At 43.0% G+C, this 24,960-nt stretch carries 22 protein-coding genes; 6 read left to right on the top strand and 16 right to left on the bottom strand.

Translation table 11 applies throughout. The features are described 5' to 3' along the window. Positions 1–368 precede the first annotated feature (368 nt). The 16 genes from K0O23_RS14275 to K0O23_RS14200 form a co-directional block, all read right to left on the bottom strand. Positions 369–632, bottom strand: coding sequence for a hypothetical protein (locus tag K0O23_RS14275; protein ID WP_219878116.1), 264 nt, complete (start codon positions 630–632; stop codon positions 369–371). 33 nt (positions 633–665) lie between these two features. Continuing rightward, complete coding sequence (locus K0O23_RS14270; protein WP_219878115.1) at positions 666–1,223, bottom strand: DUF420 domain-containing protein; 558 nt, start codon at positions 1,221–1,223, stop codon at positions 666–668. After that, positions 1,201–1,872 (bottom strand): SCO family protein, encoded by a 672-nt coding sequence (locus tag K0O23_RS14265; protein ID WP_219878114.1) that lies wholly within the window; start codon positions 1,870–1,872, stop codon positions 1,201–1,203. The genes K0O23_RS14270 and K0O23_RS14265 overlap by 23 nt, the downstream gene beginning before the upstream one ends. A gap of 11 nt (positions 1,873–1,883) precedes the next feature. Beyond that, on the bottom strand, positions 1,884–2,222 hold the full coding sequence (locus K0O23_RS14260) for a cytochrome C oxidase subunit IV family protein (protein ID WP_219878113.1): 339 nt from the start codon (positions 2,220–2,222) through the stop codon (positions 1,884–1,886). 66 nt (positions 2,223–2,288) lie between these two features. Continuing rightward, the gene (locus K0O23_RS14255) at positions 2,289–3,035 is read right to left on the bottom strand and encodes a cytochrome c oxidase subunit 3 (RefSeq protein ID WP_219878112.1); all 747 of its coding nucleotides are present in this window, start codon (positions 3,033–3,035) and stop codon (positions 2,289–2,291) included. A 25-nt stretch (positions 3,036–3,060) separates the two neighbouring features. Then, positions 3,061–3,651, bottom strand: coding sequence for a cytochrome c oxidase subunit 3 (locus K0O23_RS14250; RefSeq protein ID WP_219878111.1), 591 nt, complete (start codon positions 3,649–3,651; stop codon positions 3,061–3,063). A gap of 3 nt (positions 3,652–3,654) precedes the next feature. After that, positions 3,655–4,551: a heme o synthase gene (gene cyoE / locus K0O23_RS14245; RefSeq protein ID WP_219878110.1), complete on the bottom strand. Its 897-nt coding sequence runs from the start codon at positions 4,549–4,551 to the stop codon at positions 3,655–3,657. Further along, positions 4,551–5,624, bottom strand: coding sequence for a COX15/CtaA family protein (locus K0O23_RS14240; RefSeq protein ID WP_219878109.1), 1,074 nt, complete (start codon positions 5,622–5,624; stop codon positions 4,551–4,553). Before K0O23_RS14240 ends, cyoE begins: the two co-directional genes overlap by 1 nt. A gap of 7 nt (positions 5,625–5,631) precedes the next feature. Continuing rightward, a complete protein-coding gene (locus K0O23_RS14235; protein ID WP_219878108.1) occupies positions 5,632–7,458 on the bottom strand; it encodes a cytochrome c oxidase subunit I in 1,827 nt (608 codons plus the stop codon). A 19-nt stretch (positions 7,459–7,477) separates the two neighbouring features. Continuing rightward, positions 7,478–8,548, bottom strand: a complete 1,071-nt coding sequence (locus tag K0O23_RS14230) for a cytochrome c oxidase subunit II (RefSeq protein ID WP_219878107.1) — start codon at positions 8,546–8,548, stop codon at positions 7,478–7,480. 24 nt (positions 8,549–8,572) lie between these two features. Continuing rightward, positions 8,573–9,862 (bottom strand): quinol:cytochrome C oxidoreductase, encoded by a 1,290-nt coding sequence (locus tag K0O23_RS14225; RefSeq protein WP_219878106.1) that lies wholly within the window; start codon positions 9,860–9,862, stop codon positions 8,573–8,575. Positions 9,863–9,887: 25 nt separating this feature from the next. Further along, positions 9,888–10,577 carry a c-type cytochrome gene (locus K0O23_RS14220; RefSeq protein WP_219878105.1) on the bottom strand — a complete coding sequence of 230 codons (690 nt, stop codon included), beginning with the start codon at positions 10,575–10,577 and terminating at the stop codon, positions 9,888–9,890. Continuing rightward, positions 10,577–11,101 (bottom strand): DUF3341 domain-containing protein, encoded by a 525-nt coding sequence (locus K0O23_RS14215; protein ID WP_219878104.1) that lies wholly within the window; start codon positions 11,099–11,101, stop codon positions 10,577–10,579. Before K0O23_RS14215 ends, K0O23_RS14220 begins: the two co-directional genes overlap by 1 nt. Beyond that, positions 11,094–12,521 carry an NrfD/PsrC family molybdoenzyme membrane anchor subunit gene (gene nrfD / locus K0O23_RS14210; RefSeq protein WP_219878103.1) on the bottom strand — a complete coding sequence of 476 codons (1,428 nt, stop codon included), beginning with the start codon at positions 12,519–12,521 and terminating at the stop codon, positions 11,094–11,096. Before nrfD ends, K0O23_RS14215 begins: the two co-directional genes overlap by 8 nt. Before the next feature lie 21 nt (positions 12,522–12,542). Next, positions 12,543–15,533: a TAT-variant-translocated molybdopterin oxidoreductase gene (locus K0O23_RS14205; protein ID WP_219878102.1), complete on the bottom strand. Its 2,991-nt coding sequence runs from the start codon at positions 15,531–15,533 to the stop codon at positions 12,543–12,545. A 43-nt stretch (positions 15,534–15,576) separates the two neighbouring features. After that, positions 15,577–16,896 (bottom strand): c-type cytochrome, encoded by a 1,320-nt coding sequence (locus K0O23_RS14200; RefSeq protein WP_219878101.1) that lies wholly within the window; start codon positions 16,894–16,896, stop codon positions 15,577–15,579. A 494-nt stretch (positions 16,897–17,390) separates the two neighbouring features. Here K0O23_RS14200 and rpsF point away from each other — a divergent pair, with 494 nt between their 5' ends. The 6 genes from rpsF to priA all read left to right on the top strand — a co-directional run bounded on the left by rpsF (position 17,391) and on the right by priA (position 24,758). After that, positions 17,391–17,759: a 30S ribosomal protein S6 gene (rpsF, locus tag K0O23_RS14195; RefSeq protein WP_219878100.1), complete on the top strand. Its 369-nt coding sequence runs from the start codon at positions 17,391–17,393 to the stop codon at positions 17,757–17,759. Next, positions 17,759–18,010, top strand: coding sequence for a 30S ribosomal protein S18 (rpsR, locus tag K0O23_RS14190; RefSeq protein WP_007652662.1), 252 nt, complete (start codon positions 17,759–17,761; stop codon positions 18,008–18,010). The genes rpsF and rpsR overlap by 1 nt, the downstream gene beginning before the upstream one ends. A gap of 12 nt (positions 18,011–18,022) precedes the next feature. Next, positions 18,023–18,466 carry a 50S ribosomal protein L9 gene (gene rplI / locus K0O23_RS14185; RefSeq protein WP_219878099.1) on the top strand — a complete coding sequence of 148 codons (444 nt, stop codon included), beginning with the start codon at positions 18,023–18,025 and terminating at the stop codon, positions 18,464–18,466. A gap of 204 nt (positions 18,467–18,670) precedes the next feature. Further along, positions 18,671–19,654 (top strand): GSCFA domain-containing protein, encoded by a 984-nt coding sequence (locus tag K0O23_RS14180; protein WP_219878098.1) that lies wholly within the window; start codon positions 18,671–18,673, stop codon positions 19,652–19,654. Between the two features lie 98 nt (positions 19,655–19,752). After that, positions 19,753–21,819, top strand: a complete 2,067-nt coding sequence (locus K0O23_RS14175) for a thioredoxin domain-containing protein (protein WP_219878097.1) — start codon at positions 19,753–19,755, stop codon at positions 21,817–21,819. A 407-nt stretch (positions 21,820–22,226) separates the two neighbouring features. Beyond that, positions 22,227–24,758 carry a replication restart helicase PriA gene (priA, locus tag K0O23_RS14170; protein ID WP_219878096.1) on the top strand — a complete coding sequence of 844 codons (2,532 nt, stop codon included), beginning with the start codon at positions 22,227–22,229 and terminating at the stop codon, positions 24,756–24,758. Positions 24,759–24,960 lie beyond the last annotated feature (202 nt).

The following is a 24,960-nucleotide window of genomic DNA, read 5'->3' as shown; positions in this document are numbered from 1 at the left end:
ACTAAAGGTAGAATCGTACTTAACACCAGCAAAAAAGTGTAACATAAGTACATGGGCATATCTGCAAAGCAAAGGAATTGTTAAAAACACAATAGCAGCAACAACACCTAAATATACCCATGCAGGAGGGTCGTTTGCCAGGAATAAAGCAAAACTCCCAATACAACTGTAATGCCTACCGAAAAGCCATAGCTAATATACATGGAACCCCAAAACAGCCCTACTTCTGTTTCAGAATACAATCGCAAACAGGGCAAGTTTTATGCATATGGTCAAACTAGCGTAGGTTAAAGGCAGAATGAGTAAATACTTCATCTTGCCTGCACCGTGGGCATTTACTAGCAATAACTGCGCCTAGCTTGCTCGGCTCAGGTATTCTTCTTTTTCTTGTTGCTCTTATACCATAAAAAGCCAACTGTGCCAATCAACAAATAAGGAACAACCATCAAATACAAGATACCTGTGTTGAGTCCGGAGCCAACTTCAGACTCAGGCTCTTTACTGCCAGTACCAACATTAGACTCTACTGTAGCGCGACACATGGCACATTGGCTATAAGCATCTGAGGAAAACAGCGCAAAAGAGAGGACCAGAGCTGTAATGGCTAATATTTTATTTAGTTTTCGCTTCATCACTTTAATAACAGTTATGGTAGCTTACAGGTTTCAAGTATAGTAAGGAGATATAAGCAAGTATACCAGTACTCCTGTTATGGCTACATACAGCCATATTGGGAATGTCCACCTGGAAATGCGGCGGTGCCTTGCCAACTGGTTTGTAATACCAAAATATACCGAAAGTAAAACGAGCGGAACAATTATGATAGCAAGCACAATATGCGTAAGAAGTATAAAATAATAGATATACTTTAGCATTCCATCACCTCCGTAGATTGTACGCTCTCCCAGGAAATGGTATGTTACATAAGATATCAGGAAAACTGACGATAAGCCGAAGGCAACCAACATTGCAGCACGATGTGCATTCGTGTTGTTTTGCTTTATGTAATAGTACCCCACTACAAGCGAAATGGCAGTACAGGAATTAAGTATTGCATGAAAAGCAGGCAAGTAAGAAACATCTACGCTTGCATCCCCAGACTTGGGCATAAAAAAAAGTATTGCTACTACCAAAGGAATAGCAACTGATAGTACTGCGATCAGCGTCAGATATTTTCTGTCGCGGTCAGAGATTAGTTCGTTATTTGATTTTACTGTATTCATCTAGCAACACATTTATTTCAAGTATAAGCCTATCTACATCTTCATAATCAGTGCCATCGTAAATTCCGCGCACGCGCTGCTCTTTGTCCACTAGCATGAATTTCTCACTATGAATAAAGTCCTGCTGACCAGGAACCTGCTGTACTGGCAAAAAGAAAGATTCGGAGGCCAAAGTATATATTTTTTCACGGGGCCCGGTCAGGAAATACCATTTCTTGGTTTCAGCATTATACTGATCTGCATAATCCTGCAGCACAGCAGCTGAGTCCTGTTCAGGATTTACGGTAATAGATACTAATTTAATGTTAGGATTTTCACGGTAGGCCTCCTGCACACGCGCTAGCTGTGACGACATCTTTTTGCAAATACCGGGGCATGTAGCAAAAAAGAAATCAACTACATAGATATCACCTTTAAAGTCCTGAGACTTGGTAAAAGTTTCACCTGTCTGGGAGGTTAATGAGAAGTCAGGGATTTTACGGAAAACTGTATCGCCTTTGGCATCATATACGACTTCTCCGCTATCATCTAATTCAGGAAAATACGTCTTTAAAGAAAAGTGGTGCTCCCCGAATGTAGTGATAAATATAAAAACGAAAATAGGCACTAGTAGTAGGAGACCTAATACCAGTGCCTTTATATTACTCATTATAATAAAACCTATTTAAAGTAATTTGTGATCGATTCGAAGTAATAACTACCTTCTGAAATCAATGCTACCATTAACCATGCAACCAGTGCCATAGGTAACAAAACAGCCCAAATAAGTCCTTTTGTTTCATGCTTTAAGTGCATAAACTCAGCAACTATGTAGAAAGCCTTGAAAATGGTAAGAATAATAAAGATAGCATTACGTGCTGTGCCAGCCTCCATCGCAAAAGCAAACGCGAATTCAACTGCAGTTAAGCCAACAAGTATAAAAAATGTCTTCCAGATTGCTTTAGTCTGTGGCTTTGGAATTTCTCCAGCCGGAAGATCGTGATCGTGATGCGTTGCCATATTTCTTTCTGTTTATTAGCCTGTTTAAGCAGGCATCTTTTACAGTTAATTATACTTTAATTCTTATTAAATCAGGTAGAAGAAGGTAAATACGAATACCCATACAAGGTCTACAAAGTGCCAGTACAAACCAACTTTCTCTACCATTTCGTAATGTCCGCGCTTATGATATACACCATTTACGGTATTGATGAAGATCATAACTAAAAGTACTACACCTGATAATACGTGTGTACCATGGAACCCTGTTATGAAAAAGAATAGATCTGCGAACAAGGGCGGTCCGTATTGATTAACCGTGAGGTTTGCGCCAAATACACGAGAACCGTCAGCTAAAATCATACCCTCATCGGTACCGGTTATAAAGTGAGCCCACTCCCAAGCCTGGCAACCAAGGAAAGTCGTACCAAACAGTATAGTCCAAAGTAACCACTTCTGTACATCGTTCTTATCCATACGGTGTCCTGCTTCAACAGCCAATACCATTGTTACAGAACTAAGGATAAGGATCATGGTCATTAATGCCACAAATGCAAGTGGAAGGTCCATACCATGCAAGCCAGGGAAAGCATTATAAACTTTCTCAGGAATTGGCCAATATTCTGTAGAGAACGAAAAGTCCTCTGGTTTTCCTGTATACGGCAGGTGCGCATGGCGCGACAAACCATAAACGATTAGAAGGGCTCCAAAAGTAAAAGCATCAGAAAGCAGGAAAAACCACATCATTAGTTTTCCGTAGCTCGCCTTTAACGGCTCATTCCCACCGTCCCATGTACCTGTTTTAGGTTCTTCCAGCGTAGTTGAAGTAGACATAGTTTATGTAATGAAAAAAATGTGTTTAGTGATTAATTCTTAAGAATATGTACAAATATAGCCAAAGTCCGCCTAAAAAGTGCCAATATACGGTACACAACTGTATACGCAGCAAATTTTTAGAATGAACTTTATACTTTAGGCTTCCAATTAGAGTTAACAGAACGAAAACAAGCCCTGTAATAAGGTGAAAACCGTGTACACCTGTTAATACATACAAAAATGAACCTGATGGGTTACTTGTAGAGCCTCCGAAATAAATATTATTCTGTACTAACTCTGCCCAGCCGCTCCACTGCCCAACTAAAAAGGCTATGCCCAAAGCAAAGGTTAGTATCAAGCCAGTTTTAACAGAACTTAAATTATCCTTCTTAGCAGAAATATAAGACCATTGCATGGCAACGCTGCTTAAAATTATAATTAGCGTATTAACAAGTAATATTGTCGGCAATTCAAACTCTAGCCAGTTACCTTCTTCCCTTCTTACAATATAAGCGCTTGTAAAGGCTGCAAACATCATAATAATACTTATAATAATCAACCACAGCGAAAACTTTAATGGATGCACGCCAGATGAGGTTGGACTGTTATCAATTCTATTATCAACCATGATCATAGATTATACTTTATCTAAAACAAAAGCTATCTGCACAATAGGCAGATATAAAAATGAACCAAACATAATATTCATGGCTGCTTTTTTGGTGCAGGTACGCATGAGGTAAAATGTCTGGGCTAAAAACAACACACCGCAAACTACAGCTATCATAGCCGAGGTTGATCCGGTCATCCCAAATTGCAGTGGCAACAAACTCAACGGAATCAGCATGAGCGTATAGATCATGATTTGTACTGCAGTTTTCAGATCTTTGCCACCAGCGGTAGGCAGCATTTTGAAACCTGCTTTTTTGTAATCATCATCTAATACCCAGGCTATAGCCCAGAAATGTGGAAACTGCCAGAAAAACTGTATACCAAATAAAATAATAGCTTCAATATCAATTGATCCGGACGCAGCCACCCATCCGATAAGCGGAGGCATAGCGCCAGGTATAGCTCCTACAAAAACACAGATAGGATTTATTCTCTTCAGTGGTGTGTATATAAAACCATACAGTACCAGAGACAATAAAGACAAAGCTGCCGCCAGTGCATTAAAGTACAACCCCAGTAAACTAATACCTGCAATGCCCAATAATACACAGAATACAATAGCTTCTGCTACACTAAGTTCACCAGTTGGCAATGGCCGTTTAGCAGTACGCTTCATCAATCTATCAAGGTCTTTTTCAAGTACCTGATTTATGATATTTGCAGAACCTGTAACCAGTAAGCCACCTAGCATTACCATCGCAATACTTATATAGGAAGCTCCGGGATAACCAAGTATATAACCAATTGCACTAGAGAAAGCTACTGTAAAGCTGAGTCTAAATTTTAGAAGCTTGAAATATGCAGATGCTTTGTGTGCCATAAATAGGGGTAACGACAGCGAATCTGTAGTATGGATACTCATTACTTAGATACAGCTATTGTTTTTAATACTGCCCTTTTAGAGGCATAATAATAAACTAAAAGTAATTGAAACTGCACTCCAAAAAGAAGTGCCGCAAATGTCAGGTGTAAAGGCTGTAGAACCGGCGGAATGGCAAAATAAGCCATCACTATACCAATAACAACCTCCGCTCCTACGAGGAACAACATTATTGATGTCAGTTTAGCAAGCGTTCTGTTATTTAACCTGTACAGATTATAAGCTAGTAACACATGCAAACCCAGTATCAATATCGAGAACGTTCGGTGTACATAAAAACTACTACCCAACGCATCAATCCAGGTATCCCGGTTTTGACCATTCATTGCAAATGAAACCATATCAACCTCTTCCCTTACCTGCGTCCCAAGTAATATCTGGGCAAATGTTACACCTGTAACAAGCCACAACAGAAGCTTAATCTTACCGCTGAGCATGGCAGTGCCAGCAAAACTTTGTTTCTCTGGTCTTGTAACGGCGTACTGCAATAGCGCTACAAGTATAAGTGCCAGCGCCATGTGGATGGTAACTGTAACCGGCAATAAGTTAGTAGATACTACAATAGAGCCTAACCACCCCTGAAAACCAACCAACACAAAGCTACCTAATGCAAGGTAAAAAATAGTTCGGTCTGTTTTAAGATAAGGTATGGAATAGATTACGGTCATGAAAATAAAAAAACCTATCAATACACCGATTAAGCGATTCAGATACTCAATCCAGGTCTTAGTTACATTAAACTCAGTTTCGATGTATTGACTTGGATGAGAGAAAATGGAAGCTGATAAATTCTCGAAACCCATGTTATCGAGAAATCCAGCAAGCTTCTGGTTCTTTTCTATTCGTTTCTGTTTGTAAACCTCTAGGTAATCTTCTGGTAATTGGCTAACATCAGTTGGAGGAACCCAACTTCCAAAGCACTTAGGCCAGTCCGGACAACCCATCCCTGAACCCGTACTACGAACGATTCCTCCAACTAATATTAGAAAGTATACAGCAATAACTGTAAGTACTCCTATATTTTTAAACCTTTTATGAAAAGATTTATTAGCCATTAACAGCTTATTCTAAGTCTTTCTCGTTTGGCAGGTTTGATGACTGCGTTGCAGAGAAAGGCACATTTTGTGGAATAAAGTCTTCAGGAGCACCAGGCTTACTATAGTCGTAAGGCCATCTATAAACAGTTGGTATCTCTCCTGGCCAGTTGCCATGACCTGGCAATACAGGTGTAGTCCACTCCAGCGTGTTAGAATGCCATGGGTTCTGTGTTGCTCTTCGGCCTTTAAAGATGCTGTAAATAAAGTTGAACAGGAACAAGAACTGAGCACCGAAACCAATGATGGCAGCTAAGCTGATAAATGTGTTCATATCTGTGAAGATATTGAATGTCTCAAAACCTGTCCAGTTATAGTACCTTCTTGGGAATCCAGCAATACCAATATAGTGCATTGGCATGAACACAAGGTATACCGCGATGAAAGTCATCCAGAAGTGTACTGCACCAAGCTTCTCATCCAACATGCGACCAAACATTTTAGGGAACCAGTGGTAAACTCCGCAGAACATACCAAAGAAAGCAGCCGCACCCATCACAAGGTGGAAGTGAGCAACTACGAAGTATGTATCGTGCAATTGTATATCAAGCGCTGAGTTACCAAGTATGATACCTGTTAAACCTCCTGAGATAAACAATGACACAAACCCTATAGCGAAAAGCATACCAGTAGAGAAACGGATATTACCTCTCCATAATGTAGCGATCCAGTTAAACACTTTTACTGCAGAAGGAACCGCAATAATCAGTGTAAGGAACATGAACACTGAACCAAGGAAAGGGTTCATACCTGTTACGAACATGTGGTGCGCCCACACAACGAATGAAAGTATGGCAATACCGATCATAGAACCGATCATGGCTCTGTAACCGAAGATTGGCTTACGAGAGTTCGTAGCGATTACTTCTGATACCAGACCAAATGCAGGAAGAATTACAATGTATACTTCCGGGTGACCAAGGAACCAGAATAAGTGCTGGAATAAAATTGGGCTACCACCTGTATTTGTTAAAGCTTCTCCGGCAATATAGATATCAGACAGATAGAAACTAGTACCGAAGCTTCTGTCGAAGATCAATAGTAACGCAGCTGAGAAAAGAACTGGGAATGATAGCAAACCAAGTATAGCTGTGAAGAACAAAGCCCATACTGTAAGCGGAAGCTTTGTCATCGACATACCTTTTGTTCTCAGGTTGATAATCGTGGTAATATAGTTTACACCAGCCAGTAGCTGAGACACGATAAACAATGCCATCGAAATCAACCACATGGTCATACCTGAAGCAGAACCTTTGATCGCCTGTGGCAATGCACTAAGCGGAGGGTAAACAGTCCAGCCACCGCCTGCAGGACCTGTTTCAAGGAACAGAGACCAGAACATGATCACACTTGACAGGAAAAATATCCAAAAAGAAAGCATGTTCATGAAACCGGAAGCCATATCTCTGGCACCAATCTGCAATGGAATAAGGAAGTTGGCAAATGTACCACTCAAACCTGCAGTAAGAACGAAGAATACCATGATCGTACCGTGCATTGTTACCAAAGCAAGATAGAATTCAGGGTCTAACTTTCCGTTCTGAATCCATCCACCCAGGATTGGCTCCAGGAATGTGAAGGTAGCCTCAGGCCAACCTAACTGTAAACGGAATATGACCGAAAGAAAACCTCCAATAAAGGCCCAGAAAATACCTGCAAACAAGAACTGCTTAGCAATTACTTTATGGTCTTGGCTAAAGATGTACTTCTCAAGGAAGTTCTGATCGTGATGGTGATCATGCTCATCGTGTGCATGATGTACATCTGGATGAATAGAGATATCTGTACTAGACATTTTCAAAAGTATTTAAATGCTACAATTCTGATTTAACCTCTGCAGCTGTCTCTCCTGTCTTATTTTCTGCAACAGCCTGCTGGCTGAAAGAAGAAGAGAATTTAGCTACTACCTCTGGATTTTGCTCTGCAAATATTGGCTGCTTAGCTAACCAAGCCTGGTAATCTTCCGGCTCATCAACTACAAGGATAAAGCGCATTGCAAAGTGACCGCGACCGCAGATTTCTGTACAAGCAAGCTCATATTTGAAATCAGGGTTTCCGGTTTCGCTACGCATCTCATCAGTAGTCTTTGATGGTACAAACCAGAATTTCGTTGGCATGCCTGGTACAGCATCCATCTTAACTCTGAAGTGCGGCAGGAACACACTGTGAATTACATCTCTTGATCTGATCTTAAACAGAACCGGCTGTCCCTTCGGAACGTGGATCTCCATCGGCATGAAGTCATCCATTGCTGCAGGATCACTAAAATCAATACCGAATTCGTTAGTAGCATCTATTAATGTGTGCTTCGCTACACCTAATTGGCCGTCAGCACCCGGGTAGCGTACCATCCAGTTAAATTGCTTACCCATCACCTCGATCACAACTGCGTCCTCTGGAGCTGCACTTGTAATTTTTGTCCAGGTTTTCCAGCCACCAAACACCAGAAGAGCCATTACTACCGCTGGAATCATTGTCCATACAATCTCCAATTTGTTGTTGTGCGGATAGTAGTAAGCACGCTTTTCATCCTGATGCTGATACTTGTAAGAGTAATAAAATAAAAGGATTTGGGTAATCACGAATACAACACCAATAACGATCATGGTTGTCCAGAACAAATCGTCTGTCCACTCACCATGCACCGAAGCTAATGGTAAGTTCATCGTGTCCCATGAGTCTGCAAACGACCATGCAAAGGCAGCTCCTCCCACTATTAAGAATAATAGGAAAAGTACACTGTTTACACGGTTACTGGTTCTCGTTGTACCTACGGCACGTTGAGAAGAGCCTCTGAAAATAGAAGCCAGCGTACCTATCCTGAACAGTAAGAACAGGATAACAAATAATAAAACTATGGATAAACCTATGGCGAACGTAATCATTATATAACGCTTTTAGTAAAGTCTCTAAACATGATGGTGAACACTCTCCTCCAGGAACGGGTGATTTACCGGTACCAAAGATGCCTTGGTTAACCCTTTAGTAAAGGTAATCAGGAATACACCCAGGAATATAAGTGCCGTACCAATTTCTATGAACCCTAAACCTGCATCGCCACGCATTGTACCTGGCATCATCATAAGGTAGAAGTCGAACCAGTGGCCAATCAGAATCGCGATAGTTACAATCTTTAACATAATCATTTGGCGCTTTGCATCTCTTGTCATTAGAACAAGGAAAGGAAAGGCAAAGTTTATCAACAGGTTAAAGAAAAATATCCAGGTATACTTTCCATTGTTTCCACTTAGTCGCTCAATAAAATAGATTGATTCTTCAGGTATGTTTGCATACCAGATCAGCATAAATTGAGAGAACCACACATAGGTCCAGAAAATAGAGAAAGCAAAAACAAATTTACCTAGATCGTGCAGATGGTTTGCATTTACCATTTTAAGGTAACCGTTCTGCTTCAAGATGATCACTGTTAGCGTGGTTGCTGCCAAGCCTGATACAAACCAGCTTGCAAATACGTACCATGCAAACATTGTTGAGAACCAGTGCGTATCAATCGATAATACCCAGTCCCATGCCGCAATAGAAGAAGATATACCAAACACTACCAAGAACATTGCAGAAATACGAATGCTTTTGTGATAGTAAGAAGTACCGCCGTTAATATCTTCGTTAATTGAATTTCTTCTTAACCAGTTAAAGAACAAGATCCAAAGAGCAAAGAATATCACCATTCTTATAAGGAAGAACGGAGTATTTAAATACCCTGCCTTACCAGCTATAATTGGGTCATATTGTGGGTTTGGAGTAACTCCATCTTCCAGGTACTGATTGTAAAGGTAATCATGTGTCCAGTGGAAAATATCATGACCGCCTAAAAAGAAAACAAAAAGCATTACACCTGCACCAATCGGCAGGTAGTAGCTAAGAGCCTCCGGTATACGCTTAATCAAAACAGACCAACCTGCATATGCCACATATTGTACTGCTACAAAAAATAAACCTACAATAGCGATACCTGTGAAGTAAACGTTATTAAGCCATAGGTTTACAAATAATCTTTTTGTCCATGATGCTGCTTCATGGCCTGCTGCAGCAGCCTCACCGTGACCTTCGCCATGATCAGCTACTCCGCCTGCGGCCATAAAGATTATGCCTGCTATAAGTAACACAACACCTATAGCTATCATTAAGAAAAACTTGTTGTTCGTTTTTCTGGAAATGATGAGTCTTTCTTCTGTCATTATCCTTTATAGTTATGCCTTAGACTTAGTTTTTAGGTGTTTCTTTAGTTGGAGTTCCTGAAGGTGTGCCAGTTACAGGATTGTCTGTTATAGACTCACCACTTGCTTCATCTTTAACTTGAGAATCAGCATCTACAGCTGTTGCTGTTTCACCTTTTTGAAGCTGCTGCACATACATTACAATTTTCCAACGCTCAGTTGGAGATACTTGTGATCCATGCGGCATCATACGACCTCTACCGTTTGCAATTACGTGATAGATATGGCCGCCAGGCAGTGTAGCAACACGACCAGCAGTATAAGATGGTACACCTTTAAACTTCTGGCCCACCAATCCCTGACCATCACCTTGTTCTCCGTGGCATGGTGAGCAGAATCTTGTATACAATACTTTACCTTCTTCCAGGTTGATTGTATTACGCTGTAGCGGATTAGTTAATTCAACTCCAGCAGTTTCAGCATCATCCTTAGTTAGATAATCGTTATAGCCCATTTTACCACGTGCTACAGTACCTTCTGCAGGCTGACGCATGTTCATGCCACCTGGGTTAAACTTGTTCTCTTTTATCTGAGAATATGGATCAAGCGGAACAGAATGATACATATCCGGCGCATACTCCAGACCTGGATTCTGGTCGTTGCTGCATGCAACTACCAATGCAGATGAAAAAAGTATAGCTGAGGCTCTAAGGCCCATTTTAGATAGTCTTTTCATTATTTTACTACCTCCTTCTCATTAACTTCTATTGCACCGTTTGTGCGAAGCAGGTTATTTAAAGCAGATAAATCAGTCACTCCTTCTTTCACTTCAATAGCCATAACAAACTTATCGTCTGTAGAGCGCTTATCGAATACATTCACTCGCAGCGATGGTTTTAACTTACTCACGATAAAGAAAGTGATCACCATGCCGAATGCCGCACAAAGTACGGTTAATTCAAATGTTACCGGGATAAAAGCAGGAAGCGAAATGTGGGGTTTACCACCAATAATCATTGGCCAGTCAAAACCCAGCATCCAGATTTGCATCCAAAGTGCGAACGATGTTCCGAACAAACCGCAGAAGAAAGCTACGATTGGTAATCTTGAGCGCTTTATACCTAACACATCATCAATTCCGTGTACAGGATATGGTGAAAATACATCGTAAATCTTAGTACCGGCAGCGCGGATGTTTTCGATGGCTGTTAACAGCACATCTTCATCATCATAAATACCTAGAACAAATTTCTTATTCATTGCTGTGATGTGTATTAGTGTTCAAATCCTTATCAGTGCCATGCATGGTCTTGTGTGGGTTATGCGTCACACCAGATGATGACTTCAAGATTGCTTTTACTTCAGCCATGTTAACAACTGGGAAGAACTTAGCAAATAAGAAGAAAAGCGTGAAGAACAGACCAATTGTTCCTACATATACCCCAACATCTATCATTGTCGGAGAGAACATTGCCCATGAAGATGGAAGGTAGTCTCTGTGTAGCGAGGTTACGATAATTACGAAACGCTCGAACCACATACCGATATTCACAAAGATAGAGATGATGAATGTAGCGGTTAGGCTTCTTCTGATCTTTCTGAACCAGAATAACTGAGGAGTAATTACGTTACAAGTCATCATTGACCAGTAAGCCCACCAGTATGGCCCGAAGGCACGGTTGATAAATGCATACTGCTCATACTCCACACCTGAGTACCAGGCAATGAAGAACTCCGTAGTATAAGCTATACCCACGATTGAACCTGTCAGGATAATTACCTTGTTCATAGACTCCACGTGCTCCAGTGTTATGTAGTGCTCGAGCTTGAAAGTTTTTCTGGTAATAATCATTAGGGTTAACACCATGGCAAAACCAGAGAAAATCGCACCTGCCACAAAGTATGGGGGGAAGATTGTCGTATGCCAGCCTGGAATTACAGACGTTGCAAAGTCCATTGATACGATGGTGTGTACAGATAGTACAAGCGGCGTTGCAAGACCAGCAAGAATCAATGATACGGTTTCGTAACGTGACCATGCTTTAGCTGAACCAGTCCATCCGAAAGAAAGTACTGAATATGCTCTTCTCGCTATAGGACCTGTAGCTCTGTCGCGGATGGTAGCAAAGTCAGGAATAAGACCAATGTACCAGAATACCAGGGAAACAGAGAAATACGTTGAAATTGCGAATACGTCCCAAAGAAGCGGTGAGTTAAAGTTAACCCAAAGCGAACCAAAGGTGTTTGGCAATGGAAGAACCCAGTAAGCCAACCAAGGTCGTCCCATGTGAAGTACCGGGAACATTGCTGCGCAGATTACGGCGAAAATTGTCATCGCCTCGGCTGCACGGTTGATAGAAGTTCTCCATTTCTGGCGGAACAACAGAAGGATAGCTGAGATCAGTGTACCGGCGTGACCAATACCTACCCACCATACGAAGTTGGTGATATCCCATGCCCAGCCTACTGTCTTATTCAATCCCCACTCGCCAATACCAAACCATAAGGTACGGTAAACCGAGTACATAAATATAGCTAAGCCGACTAACGATACAGCAAGAGCGGCTGCCCAACGTGCGTTGGGTTTTGCCTCCACTTGTCTGCAGACATCTTCGGTGATGTCGTGGTATGTTTTACCCCCCGTTACTAGAGGCTCTCTTATCGGAGATACATGCTGCATAACGCTCTCGAAATTTTATTTTTAAGCTAAGTTTCTAATTTTAGTCAGGTATGTTACGTTTGGCTGAACGTTAAGCTCCTCCAGTACGTGGAACGCACGCTCACCTTTCTGACGCTGTAATATTCTGGATATGCGGCTCTCAGGATCCTTCATATCACCGAACACGATCGCTTCAGTTGGGCAAGACTGCGCACATGCTGTCACGATTTCACCGTCTTTAGGTCTTCTGTTTTCACGTTTTGCCTCTAGCTTACCTAGCTGCACACGCTGAACACAGAACGAGCATTTCTCCATTACACCTCTGCCACGAACGGTTACATCCGGGTTCAACACCATTTTGCCAAGATCGTTGTTCATTGGCTCGTTGAAGTTGAACTTATCGTTGTTTGCATAAGCAAACCAGTTGAAGCGACGTACTTTATAAGGGCAGTTGTTAGCGCAGTAACGTGTACCAACACAACGGTTGTAAACCATCTGGTTTATACCTTCAGAGCTATGCATCGTTGCAGCTACCGGGCAAACCGTTTCACATGGTGCGTGGTTACAGTGCTGGCAAAGCATTGGCTGGAAAATAACTGAAGGGTTCTCAGCCGGATTTTCCATTGTAGCATAGTCTTTCTCTTCGTGCTCTACAGCGCTGTAGTATCTGTCGATACGCATCCAGTGCATTTCACGGCGATTAAGAACTTCTGCCTTACCAACCACAGGTATGTTGTTCTCTACATTACAACTGATCGTACAAGATCCGCAACCAATACATGAGTTAAGGTCGATAACCATACCCCAGTGGTGGTTTTTGTACTCGTAATCATCCCAAAGGGAGATAGCAGCTGGCTTTGCAGGCCCTTCGTGGGTTGCAATGCGAATGTATTCTGTTACCTCTTTAGGGTTAGCTTTATAATTTGCAAGCGTGTTATCCTGAACAACCAAACGATCCATGATCGTGTGGTGTGTCTGTGTCTGAGCAATCGGAGATGTAGAACCTGTTTTCTTAAGCTGAACTGAACTGCTATAAGCCAAGCCATTATCAACTACTGTAGCCACTGCTATTGCATTAGCACCTAAGCCTTTTGCAACAGGAGCAGAATCAAGCTCACGGCCATAACCCATAGCTATACCTACAGTACCGTTTGCCTGACCTGGTTGAATAAGGGCTGGAAGCTCAATCGTTTTACCGTTGGCTAAAGTAACAGCCATTACATCACCTTGCACAACACCCATCTCTTTTGCCAAAGCAATTGGCATTGCTACGTAGTTACCCCATGTAGCTTTAGAAATAGGATCTGGCAATTCCTGCAACCAAGGGTTGTTCGCCTCAGCGCCTGAGCCTATACCTACTTTTTCGTAAAGTACAGCCTCAATTCCAGTTGGCTTAACAGTTCTAGTTGACGTAGATACAGCTACGGTAGGAGCAGCCACTTTCAGCATGCTTGTACCGTTTTCCAGCACACCGTCGTGTACGGCTTTCTCCCAGAATTTATTAAAGTCGCCGGTAGCCGATTTTCTCCAGTTATTGCGGATATACTCGTAGAAGTTGGTGTTGTTACCGCTCCACGTCAGTAAGCTATCCTGCATCTGGCGTGTAGTAAAGATTGGGCTGATCACCGGTTGCGCGATGCTCAGGAATCCTTTCTTCGGCTCAAAGTCGTTCCAAGACTCCAGGTAGTGGTTATCCGGAGTAACAAAGTCTACCAGAGATGCTGTTTCGTCTGCCCTGTCGGCAAAAGATACTTTAAGGCCAACTTTCTGAAGTCCGCTAATTACTTTATCAGCAAGTGGATGATCGAATGCAGGGTTTGCATTGTAGAAGAATACAGCGCCAACCGAACCAGCATTCATATCGTTGATCAGACGGATCATCTGAGCATCGTTACCCTGCTTTGTAAAGTATGGAGAAGCTGAATCAATAGTTGTACCTTCTGCTCCTAATGCGCGGTTAATGGCAGTTACCATCGCCTGTACTCCAGGATCATTTGAGCCAGATACCACAAGGGCTTTGCCTGTGTTAGCCTGAAGGTCCTTAATTGCAGCAGCAAGTGCTTTTGCATCACCAACATTAGCCGATGCTGAACCACCTCCTGTAATTGCGTTATATATAGCCGTAACTACAGCCGCCTCTTCAGATGGCTTAATAGGTACACGAATATCAGCGTTACCGCCAGTCATCGAAAGAATTGTTTCAAACTGGTAGTGACGTGACATCGTAGGATTGTCGGCGTCTATTTTTCTGTTTTGGATATACTGCTTTGCAAAAGGAATCGGTGCACCCCATGTACCTAAGAAATCAGCGCCAATGCTTACAATGATATTAGCCTTGCTGAAATCATAACCAGGGAATACGCCACCGTTTGCTGCAAGCAGCGCTGAAGCAGAGTTTGCATCGTACATTACATGCTCAAAGTTGCTGAAGCGTGACCCGAACTCATCAATCAGCTGCTTGGTTGAAGGGCTGATAATTGTTGAGGACACTAATGCAACCTTACCGCTTACAGAAGCCAATCGGGAAGCAATTTGCTTATCTACTTCTTCCCACTTCGCTTCTTTACCTTTAATCAAAGGGAAACGAAGACGGTTGTTATCATAAACACCAAGTACAGATGCCTGTGCTCTTGAGCTGGTACCGTATGGTGTTACAGATGAAGAAGGATTTGGCTCAATTTTGATCGGACGACCTTCACGTGTTTTAACAAGGATGCTGTTATAATCACCGTTCAGGTAGTAAGTAGAAGCGTACCAGTTAGCTACACCAGGCTCTACGTCTACTGGTTTGTTTAAGTAAGGAATTGCCTTTCTTACTGGAGCTTCGCATGAAGCCAGAGAAACTGCAGCCATACTAAAGCCAAGAAGCTTTAAAAAGTCCCTGCGCTGGGTTTTACCGTTAGAAGACGAGCTTTCACCTTTCGCTTCGTCTAGTGGCAGGAATTCTGGAAACTCGTTATGAGCGTGCTTCGCGAACTCAGGAGTGTTATTTAACTCCTCAATTCCTTTCCAGTATTTTATTCTGTCTTGCATATTAATATCTAGAAAACTCGAATACTAAATGAAATGATATTGATTAATAGTGGCACTTAGAACACTCTGTACCACCATTCGATGACACCGTAAAGGCTCCTTTAGAAGATGACTCATGCAGCTCTACAAGCTTGTCGTAGTACTCGTTGCCTTCTGTGTTAAGCGGAGTTTCGCGGTGGCAGTCGATACACCAGCCCATTGTTAGTGGAGAATACTGGTAAACAACATCCATTTCCTCAATTGGACCATGGCAGGTCTGGCACTCTACGCCACCAACCTGGGTGTGCTGGGAGTGATTAAAGTATGCCAGATCAGGCAGGTTATGAATACGCACCCACTCGATTGGTCTGTTACGCTCAATAGCTTTGTATATTTTCTGAATTTCAGGAGACTCTGTTTTGATCTGACTGTGGCAGTTCATACAGATGTTCGCTGAAGGAATGCTGGCACTCTTGCTTTCGTAAACTGTTGTGTGGCAGTAGTTACAGTTAATCTGATGCTCACCAGCGTGCAGTTTGTGCGAGAAAGCAATTGGCTGCTTTGGTGCATATCCCTGCTGAATACCGATTCCCATTACTTTATCAATTGTAAGGTCCAACAGTACTACCACAAAGATGAGCACTACAAGCGTGCGTACAGCTTTTGATTTGTATATCTTGGAGAAATCGAAACGCTGGTTTACCACCTCGTTATCGTACTCATCCAGCTTACGGTTCTTATTAAGGTAGTTCTTAAGAAGAGAGGTAATCAGTAAGAGTGTCACCACCAGAACGATCAACACTACGATAAGCACAACAAGTACTATATCCAGGTAATTACCAACCGCGCCAATAGCCTCTGTGCCTACATTTTCTCCCGGAGTTACGCCTTCAGGACCTGCAACAGGAGCAGAAACAACACCTTTACCAGACTTGATATAAGCCAGAATTGACTTTACCTCATCGTCAGAGAACGCAAAAGAAGGCATAGCCTGCTTATTGAACTCGTTGTAAATGGCTACGGCATCCTTATCACCAGCAGCAATCAGAGCCTGTGAATTTTTGATCCACTTGATCAACCAGCCTTCGTTTCTCTTCTGCGTGATGCCTTGCAGTCCAGGACCAACTATAACATCAGTCCCGGCAGAGTGACAAACTACACAGTTGTTTTTGAAAAGGGCTTCGCCTGCATCAATCACAGCAGGATCACCTGCAGGGGTTGCATCAGTGGTTGCGCCTTGCGTAGCACCGGGCTCTACTCCTTTTGTTGCTACTTCAGCCTGATCGCTAGCTTGCTCTTGGGCAAAGGCGCCAAAAGAAACTACCAACGCAAGTAAGAAGGCAAAGAAGATTTTGGATTTAGTTTTAAGTATACAGCTAATCATAGCCAAGATCACTTGTGTGTTTAGTATAATGGTGAATTTACTTTACGGGCACAAACTTACTATGCGAAATCCATTAATCAAATATAATAAGTGTATTTTTGGACTACTACGCATTGCATTCCCTACAAAGAGCCAAAACCCCATTTCTTTTACTTTCAGAGGCTTTTTATTTAGAACAATTTTAAATAATAGATTTAAAATTTCGCTGTTTTTTACTATTAATTCTGATGCAATTTTTTTTATAGAAGTACACTTTGTGTTAAGCCTGGAGCGTCCTAAAAAAAACATATTTATCAATAGAATGTTTTCAAATTGTTGATCTGAAAACCCTCGCTACACTATATATAATATAGAGATGCGGTTACCCAACTGATTCAGCTGCCGTTTCACACGCACTCTGTAGCACTCTACTTATTTAATCCCGTCACATTTGCTATTCAAAATATTTCCTTCTATATTTGCACGCTTAAATTAAAAATTTTATATCGAACCGAATGGAATTGAGAAATTACGAAACGGTCTTCATCCTGACTCCGCTGTTGAGCGATGTTCAGATGCAAGAAACGGTCGAGAAGTTCAGACAGGTGCTTAAGGAAAATGGCGCCGACATTATTCACGAAGAGAACTGGGGTCTTCGCAAACTGGCTTATCCAATCCAGAAGAAGTCTACAGGTTTCTACCACCTGATCGAGTTTAAGGCTACAACGAACATCGTTGACGCGCTTGAGCTTGCTTATCGCCGTGACGAAAAAGTTGTTCGTTTCCTTACTACTGTACTTGACAAGCACGCAGTTGCTTACAACGAGCGCAGAAGAAACGGAGAGTTCAAATCACAAGCTAAAAAAGAGGAGGTTAAAGGGTAATGAGCTTAGTTAACGAAAGAGTACACAAACAAGAAAACCGTCAGAAATACTGCCGTTTCAAGAAAAGCGGAATTAAGTATATCGACTACAAAGACGGAAACTTCCTGCTTAAGTTCGTGAACGAGCAGGGTAAGATCCTTCCTAGAAGACTTACTGGTACTAGCCTGAAATTCCAGCGCAAAGTATCTCAGGCGGTTGCCAGAGCAAGACACCTTGCTATTTTACCTTATGTAACAGATTCTTTAAAATAAGGAGGGCAAACGATGGAAGTAATACTTAAAGATGACGTTAAGGGCCTAGGCTACAAAAACGATACAGTAACAGTAAAGCCAGGATACGGCCGTAACTACCTTATCCCACAGGGACTGGCAGTTATTGCAAGCACTTCAAACAAAAAAGTTGTTGCTGAGAACATCCGTCAGGCTGCTCACAAAGCTGAGAAGATTCAGGGCGATGCACAGGAGTTGGCAAACAACATCGGTGATCTGACACTTGAGATCCCGGCTAAAGTTGGCGAGACTGGCAAGATCTTCGGTTCAGTTACTACACTTCAGATCTCTGAGGCCCTTAAGGCTAGAGGATTTGATGTAGACCGTAAGCGTATCTCTTTTGATCAGGATGTGAAGTCTGCAGGTGAATATACTGCAACACTTAACCTGCATAAAGAAGTGAAGCACCAGATTAAATTCAACGTGGTTGCTGAATAACAGTACAAAAAGACTACTATTAAAGCGTTCTGCTCACAAGGCAGAACGCTTTTTTTTATACTTTTGGGATCAAACTAAAGCGAATAAAAGTATAATTAACCAGAAGTAGTTGTATGTTGCCAAGTATAAACTGTGCAAATTCAGATTGCTTACTGCACTAATCCGGGTTTTATACTCTAATAAGCTTTAACAAATACCTGCACTATGTTCCGTACAGAAGTAACTATTGCAAAATCGGGGCTCAACCTGACGTTACAGGACAAGGTAATGACTATCGGCTCCTGCTTTGCTGAAGTAATTGGCTCTAAACTGCAGCAGCATAAGGTAGATGTATTGACCAATCCGTTTGGTACAATCTTTAACCCGGTATCGGTTTGCCGGTTATTAGAGGCGGCATTAGGCGTAAAGTATAATTTTGAAGAGCACCTGGTGCAACATAATGGTATTTGGTATGCCTACGATCTGCACTCTTCCATTTCCTCTCCTGACAAAGAAAAATTGCTACAACAAATAGAGGAACGTTTACAACTTACCAGCCAGTATCTACAGAATTCCTCTCTATTGATTCTTACATTAGGAACTGCTGTAGCCTACCAGTTAACCCAAACAAGTAACATTGTTGCCAATTGCCATAAGCTCCCCGCCAAAAATTTTAACCGCACGCTTCTAAACCTGCAGGACACGCAGTTATACTTTGAAAAGACTTTAGACTACCTCAAAAGTATAAACCCTGCCCTTAAAGTACTTTTTACTGTTAGCCCTGTACGCCATGTTAAGGAAACGCTTCCCATAAACAGCGTTAGCAAGTCTGCGTTGCGCCTGCTCTGCCATAACCTACAGGAGAGGCAGCAGGATGTGCTATACTTTCCGGCGTTTGAGATAATGATGGACGACCTGCGGGATTACCGTTATTACAAAGACGACATGCTGCACCCTACCACATTGGCTGAAAACTACATCTGGGATAAATTTGTGAAAGCCTATTACGACGAGCATTTCCAGGAGTTTACCGGTGAATGGGAGAAAATATCACGCGCACTGGCCCACAGGCCTTTCCATCCGGAATCCGATAGCCACCAGGCTTTCCTCAAAAACACTGATGTATTGCTTAAACAGTTTTCGGAAAAGTATAACATTGATGTAACCCAGGAACAACAGACCCTCCGACAGCAACTAATCACACGATAAGGTTATACTTTAACAACATCCCTTTTAGCCAGCCCAACACTTTTGCACAGCTTGCCCGTAATTATTAGTATCTCACGGCAAGTATTAAAGGCAATCGTATGGCAAAAATTAAGGATAAGAAAGCGAACAGGCTTATAAAAGAGAGTAGCCCTTACCTACTGCAACATGCATATAACCCAGTGGACTGGCATCCATGGGGAGAGGAAGCGCTTACAAAAGCAAAGCAGGAAGACAAACCCATTATTGTAAGCATTGGCTACGCTGCCTGCCATTGGTGCCATGTAATGGAGCATCAGTCTTTTGAGAATGCGAAGATAGCTGAAGTGATGAACCAGCATTTTGTGTGCATTAAAGTAGATCGTGAAGAAAGACCTGATGTAGATGCCGTGTACATGGATGCGTTGCAGGCAATGGGCTTACAAGGTGGATGGCCTTTAAACGTTTTTCTTAACCCGGAAGCAAAGCCATTTTACGGCGGCACATACTTTCAGCCACAGCAATGGCTAACGCTGCTGCACAACATCACCGCCGCATTTGCACAAAACCGTCAGGAGCTGGATAGCTCTGCCGAACAGTTTGGCCAACACCTGAACCGAAACGAACTGGAGGCATATGGTTTAAAGGAAAGCAAGCTACAGGTGCATGAAGAAGACCTGACAAAAATATACCAGGCCCTTAGCTCCAGATTTGACAGGAAACACGGCGGCCTCTCTCCTGCCCCTAAATTCCCGATGCCTACTAATTACTTGTGGCTGTTGCGCTATTACCACCATACCAACGACGAAAAAGCACTAAAACACCTCCACCTGACCTTGCGCGAAATGGCCTATGGTGGCATTTACGGCCAGGCTGGCGGCGGCTTTGCACGCTACTCTGTAGACGAGGAATGGCTCGTACCCCATTTCGAGAAGATGCTATACGACAATGGCCAGTTAATTTCACTTTACGCCGAGGCATACCAGGCTACCCGCGAAACCCTATACCATGATGTAGTATATGAGACCATTGCTTTTGCAGAGCGTGAATTGATGAGTCCTGAAGGTGGTTTCTACTCCTCCCTGGATGCTGACAGCGAAGGTGAAGAAGGCAAATTTTATACTTTCACGAAGAATGAACTGCACCAGCTATTTGGCTCTGAAGAGCCGCTCTTTTCTAAATATTACCATGCCACAGCAGCTGGTAATTTTGAGCATGGCCGCAACATATTGCACCGTAGAATAAGCGACGAGGCTTTTGCCGAAGAGAATGAACTTGAGCTGGAAGTGCTGCAGGATATGGTGCAAAATTGGAAAGAGAAGATCATGCAGGTGCGGGCAGAGCGCATAAGGCCTGCCTTAGATGATAAAATACTGTGCTCCTGGAATGCACTTATGCTGAAGGGCCTTGCAGATGCCTATTATACTTTTGGCAACAAGCACTTTCTGAAACTGGCTATCCGTAACGCTGAGTTTATACTTCGCAACTTTAAAACCGGCAACAGACTCTTCCACAACTATAAAAACGGTAAAGCGACTATAGAGGGATTCTTAGAAGATTACGCCATACTTATCAACGCCTTTATAAGGATGTATGAAGTTACTTTTAACGAAGACTGGCTACAGCAGGCAAAGGAACTTACGGCTTATACTTTAGACAACTTCTTTGATGAAGCGGAATGCATGTTCTACTTCACAGACCAGGAGGCTGAAAAGCTAATTGCACGCAAGAAAGAGTTATTCGATAATGTGATACCGTCTTCCAACTCGGTGATGGCCATTAACCTGCACCTGCTTGGTTTATACTTTGATGAGCATAACTACACCGAACTATCTGAAAGTATGCTGGCTAAAATGAAAGACCTGGTCTTAAAAGAGCCATCACATCTAAGCAACTGGGCCATACTTTATTACTACAAACTAGCTCAAACCGCAGAAGTAGCCATTGTAGGCCCAGAAGCTCCGGAAATGCGTGCAGAGATCAGTTCTTTTTACTTACCTAATATAATTCTGGCTGGCACCACCGATAAAAGTGAATTGCCACTTTTAAACCAAAGAGTAGCTATTGGCGGCAAAACCACTGTTTATGTATGTTACAATAAAACCTGCCAGTTGCCTGTGCACCATGCAGCAGATGCCCTTGATCAACTAAAAGGAAAGCAGGAAAGTGAGAAGTTCCCTGCGCTATAAGACCGAATTGCTGATTGTTTAAATGGCTTAATTATTATATCACTGACAGTTAATTGGTTATAAGTTAATTATTGTTGGTTATCCGGAATGTAGAGACGCAACATTTTGCGTCTTGGCTGCTACAGGACGGTAAGTTTCGTTATTCTTTGCTGGTTAATCGTTGTTCGATCTTGTTTTTATTATTTCCATAGCGCAAGTGTTAAACGAAGTGTCACTTGCGCCAGGAAAGAGTGCCAGATCAGGCTTATTACTATGGCAAGCAAGACGCAAAATGTTGCGTCTCTACATTCCGGATAACGATCAACGACCAATTAACCATCAACTATCCAACAATTAAACCATTCAACAATTAACATTTACCTCCTTTTTTCCGACCTTTGCAGATAAGGCATTTATACTTTCACCCTTTGTCAGAGCTACTCAATTTTAATTACCCGCCAGAGCAGGCTGTGGAGCGCGTCACTTTTTTTGCTGATGTGATCCTGCCACTGCCTTTGCCGAAGCTTTATACCTATCGCATTCCGTTCGAGATGAATGATGAGGTGCTGGTAGGTGCGCGGGTAATTGTGCAGTTCGGTTCTAAAAAGGTACTGAGTTGTATTGTAGCTGAGATCCATCAGAATGCTCCTGCTGAGTACCAGGCAAAGTATATTTTAGACGTGCTGGATGATAAACCAATCATCACCACGCCACAGCTAAAGCTGTTTAAATGGATTGCCGACTATTACATGTGCACCCTGGGCGAGGTGATCAACGCGGCACTGCCTTCAGCACTTAAGCTCAGCAGCGAATCCAGAATACAACTGCACCCGCACTATAACCCCGAAGAGGACGAGCTTATACTTGCCCCACAGGAAGAGAAGATCATTTACGCCCTGCAGCATAACCAGGCGCTTACGTTTTCAGATGTAGGTACCCTGCTTCAGCTCAAAAGTTACCACAAGTTTATAAAGTCGCTTATACAGAAAGAGGCGATCATTATTTATGAGCAGGTAAGCGATAAGTTTTCGCCGAAGGTGGTGAAGAAGCTGCGCATTTCAGAGCATTTTGTGCAGGACGAGGGCATGCTGGAGGAACTCTTTAACCAACTGGCGCCTCAGCCCAAGCAATTAGATGTGCTGCTGAACTACCTGCAAAAGGTGCCGGTACACCAGGATATCCACCTGAACTACAAAGGCATTACGAAAAGCGAACTGGCAAACTCACCTCACCTATCAGCTTCGTCTATCAACACGCTTATTAAAAAAGGCGTGCTGGAGCAGTTTGACCAGGTAGTATCCAGGTTTCCCGTGGAGCATCAGGCAAAACTGCTGCCCATGGCCTTATCAGAGCACCAGGCAAAGGCGAAGGATGAGATTCTGGGGCTGTTTAAAGAGAAAGATACGGTATTACTGCATGGCGTTACCGGTAGCGGCAAAACCGAAGTATACATCGACCTGATAAAGCATGCACTCGATAGCGGAGGGCAGGTTTTATACTTGCTACCAGAAATTGCGCTTACCGCCCAGATAGTACAGCGCCTGATGAAAGTGTTTGGCGATAAGCTGGGTGTATATCATTCCAAGTTCTCAGACAATGAGCGGGCCGAAGTATGGCAAGGTATACTCTCGGGCCGTTTCCAGGTGGTGGTGGGTGTACGTTCTTCGGTGTTCCTGCCTTTCCACGACCTGTCGCTGGTGATAATAGATGAGGAACACGAAGCCAGCTATAAGCAGTACGACCCAGCCCCACGCTACAACGCCCGCGAAACAGCCCTGATGATGGCACACTTGCAAGGCGCTAAAACCTTGCTGGGCTCGGCCACACCATCAGTAGAAACTTATTACAACTGCAAAACCGGCCGCTGGGGATTGGTTGAAATGACCAAACGTTTTGGTGAGGCGCAGCTACCTGACATTGAACTGGTTAACACCCGCGAAGAACAACACCGCAAAAACATGCACAGTCACTTTTCGGGTAAACTACTAACAGCTATTGAGGAAAGGCTGAACCGAAAAGAGCAGGTTATACTTTTCCAGAACAGGCGTGGCTATGCACCATTTATCAGCTGCGAAGAGTGTAGCTGGATACCTAAGTGCAGGCATTGCGCTGTAAGCTTATCGTACCACAAGTATAACAACGAGTTGCGTTGCCATTACTGTGGCTACCACGAACGCATGCCCCACGATTGCCCTGCCTGCGGTGCTACCACGCTTAAAAGTATGGGCTTTGGTACCGAGAAGGTAGAGGATGAGCTGAAGCTGCTTCTGCCTAACGCCGATGTGCAGCGCATGGACCTAGATACTACCAAAAAGAAGAACAGCTACCAACAAATAATCGCCGACTTTGAGACAGGCAAAACCAATGTACTGGTGGGTACACAGATGGTAACCAAAGGTCTCGACTTTGAGCATGTAAGCCTGGTGGGTATACTAAATGCCGATACGATCATCAACTTCCCGGATTTCAGGGCGCATGAACGCGCTTACCAGCTGTTTGTGCAGGTAAGCGGACGCGCAGGCCGTAAAGAGAAGCCTGGTGCCGTAATTATACAAACCAGAGACCCTCTGCAGCCCATCTTTAGAAAGGTACGCAGCAACGATTATCTGAGCCTTTATGAACATGAAATAGAGGAACGTATGCGCTTTGTCTATCCGCCGTTTGTGCGCATGATAAAGGTAACTGTAAAGCACATGGATGAACGCGTTGCAGAGAATGCGGCTATTGTTCTGGCAAAAGACCTGACCGACAGAATGGGCAAGCAGCAGGTGCTGGGGCCAGAAGTGCCGTACATTTTTAAAATACGTAACCTGTTTCTGCAAGAGGTGCACATTAAACTGCCCCGCGAAACAACCAATCTGCGCGCTGCCAAAAGCCAGATCGCACAGGCTATCTTTAACCTCAAACTCCTCCCCGACTTTAAGGATGTGCGCATCGTGGCAGATGTAGATCCTGTTTAGTCTTTGCCACTACCCTGCTTTCATCCTCGTAAATCAGTTATTGGACAGGCATATCCGTGTGTTCGTCATTTTAACAATACTTTAACATAAGCTCAAGCAACCTCTCTCCTTTTCAGCACATCTTTAAATCAAAACAAAGTTACTGTTATATAGCATGTTAAGCCTTTGTTAAAGAAAAGTTAAATATCATCTGATATACCTT

It is taken from the genome of Pontibacter aydingkolensis, assembly GCF_019443125.1.
Taxonomy (GTDB): domain Bacteria; phylum Bacteroidota; class Bacteroidia; order Cytophagales; family Hymenobacteraceae; genus Pontibacter; species Pontibacter aydingkolensis.
This window is presented reverse-complemented; position numbering and strand designations above follow the sequence as displayed.

Excerpts from the sequence above, each read along its gene's own strand:
- K0O23_RS14275 (WP_219878116.1), bottom strand. The coding sequence starts at position 632 with ATGAAGCGAAAACTAAATAAAATATTAGCCATTACAGCTCTGGTCCTC.
- K0O23_RS14270 (WP_219878115.1), bottom strand. The coding sequence starts at position 1,223 with ATGAATACAGTAAAATCAAATAACGAACTAATCTCTGACCGCGACAGA.
- K0O23_RS14265 (WP_219878114.1), bottom strand. The coding sequence starts at position 1,872 with ATGAGTAATATAAAGGCACTGGTATTAGGTCTCCTACTACTAGTGCCT.
- K0O23_RS14260 (WP_219878113.1), bottom strand. The coding sequence starts at position 2,222 with ATGGCAACGCATCACGATCACGATCTTCCGGCTGGAGAAATTCCAAAG.
- K0O23_RS14255 (WP_219878112.1), bottom strand. The coding sequence starts at position 3,035 with ATGTCTACTTCAACTACGCTGGAAGAACCTAAAACAGGTACATGGGAC.
- K0O23_RS14250 (WP_219878111.1), bottom strand. The coding sequence starts at position 3,651 with ATGATCATGGTTGATAATAGAATTGATAACAGTCCAACCTCATCTGGC.
- cyoE (WP_219878110.1), bottom strand. The coding sequence starts at position 4,551 with ATGAGTATCCATACTACAGATTCGCTGTCGTTACCCCTATTTATGGCA.
- K0O23_RS14240 (WP_219878109.1), bottom strand. The coding sequence starts at position 5,624 with ATGGCTAATAAATCTTTTCATAAAAGGTTTAAAAATATAGGAGTACTT.
- K0O23_RS14235 (WP_219878108.1), bottom strand. The coding sequence starts at position 7,458 with ATGTCTAGTACAGATATCTCTATTCATCCAGATGTACATCATGCACAC.
- K0O23_RS14230 (WP_219878107.1), bottom strand. The coding sequence starts at position 8,548 with ATGATTACGTTCGCCATAGGTTTATCCATAGTTTTATTATTTGTTATC.
- K0O23_RS14225 (WP_219878106.1), bottom strand. The coding sequence starts at position 9,862 with ATGACAGAAGAAAGACTCATCATTTCCAGAAAAACGAACAACAAGTTT.
- K0O23_RS14220 (WP_219878105.1), bottom strand. The coding sequence starts at position 10,577 with ATGAAAAGACTATCTAAAATGGGCCTTAGAGCCTCAGCTATACTTTTT.
- K0O23_RS14215 (WP_219878104.1), bottom strand. The coding sequence starts at position 11,101 with ATGAATAAGAAATTTGTTCTAGGTATTTATGATGATGAAGATGTGCTG.
- nrfD (WP_219878103.1), bottom strand. The coding sequence starts at position 12,521 with ATGCAGCATGTATCTCCGATAAGAGAGCCTCTAGTAACGGGGGGTAAA.
- K0O23_RS14205 (WP_219878102.1), bottom strand. The coding sequence starts at position 15,533 with ATGCAAGACAGAATAAAATACTGGAAAGGAATTGAGGAGTTAAATAAC.
- K0O23_RS14200 (WP_219878101.1), bottom strand. The coding sequence starts at position 16,896 with ATGATTAGCTGTATACTTAAAACTAAATCCAAAATCTTCTTTGCCTTC.
- rpsF (WP_219878100.1), top strand. The coding sequence starts at position 17,391 with ATGGAATTGAGAAATTACGAAACGGTCTTCATCCTGACTCCGCTGTTG.
- rpsR (WP_007652662.1), top strand. The coding sequence starts at position 17,759 with ATGAGCTTAGTTAACGAAAGAGTACACAAACAAGAAAACCGTCAGAAA.
- rplI (WP_219878099.1), top strand. The coding sequence starts at position 18,023 with ATGGAAGTAATACTTAAAGATGACGTTAAGGGCCTAGGCTACAAAAAC.
- K0O23_RS14180 (WP_219878098.1), top strand. The coding sequence starts at position 18,671 with ATGTTCCGTACAGAAGTAACTATTGCAAAATCGGGGCTCAACCTGACG.
- K0O23_RS14175 (WP_219878097.1), top strand. The coding sequence starts at position 19,753 with ATGGCAAAAATTAAGGATAAGAAAGCGAACAGGCTTATAAAAGAGAGT.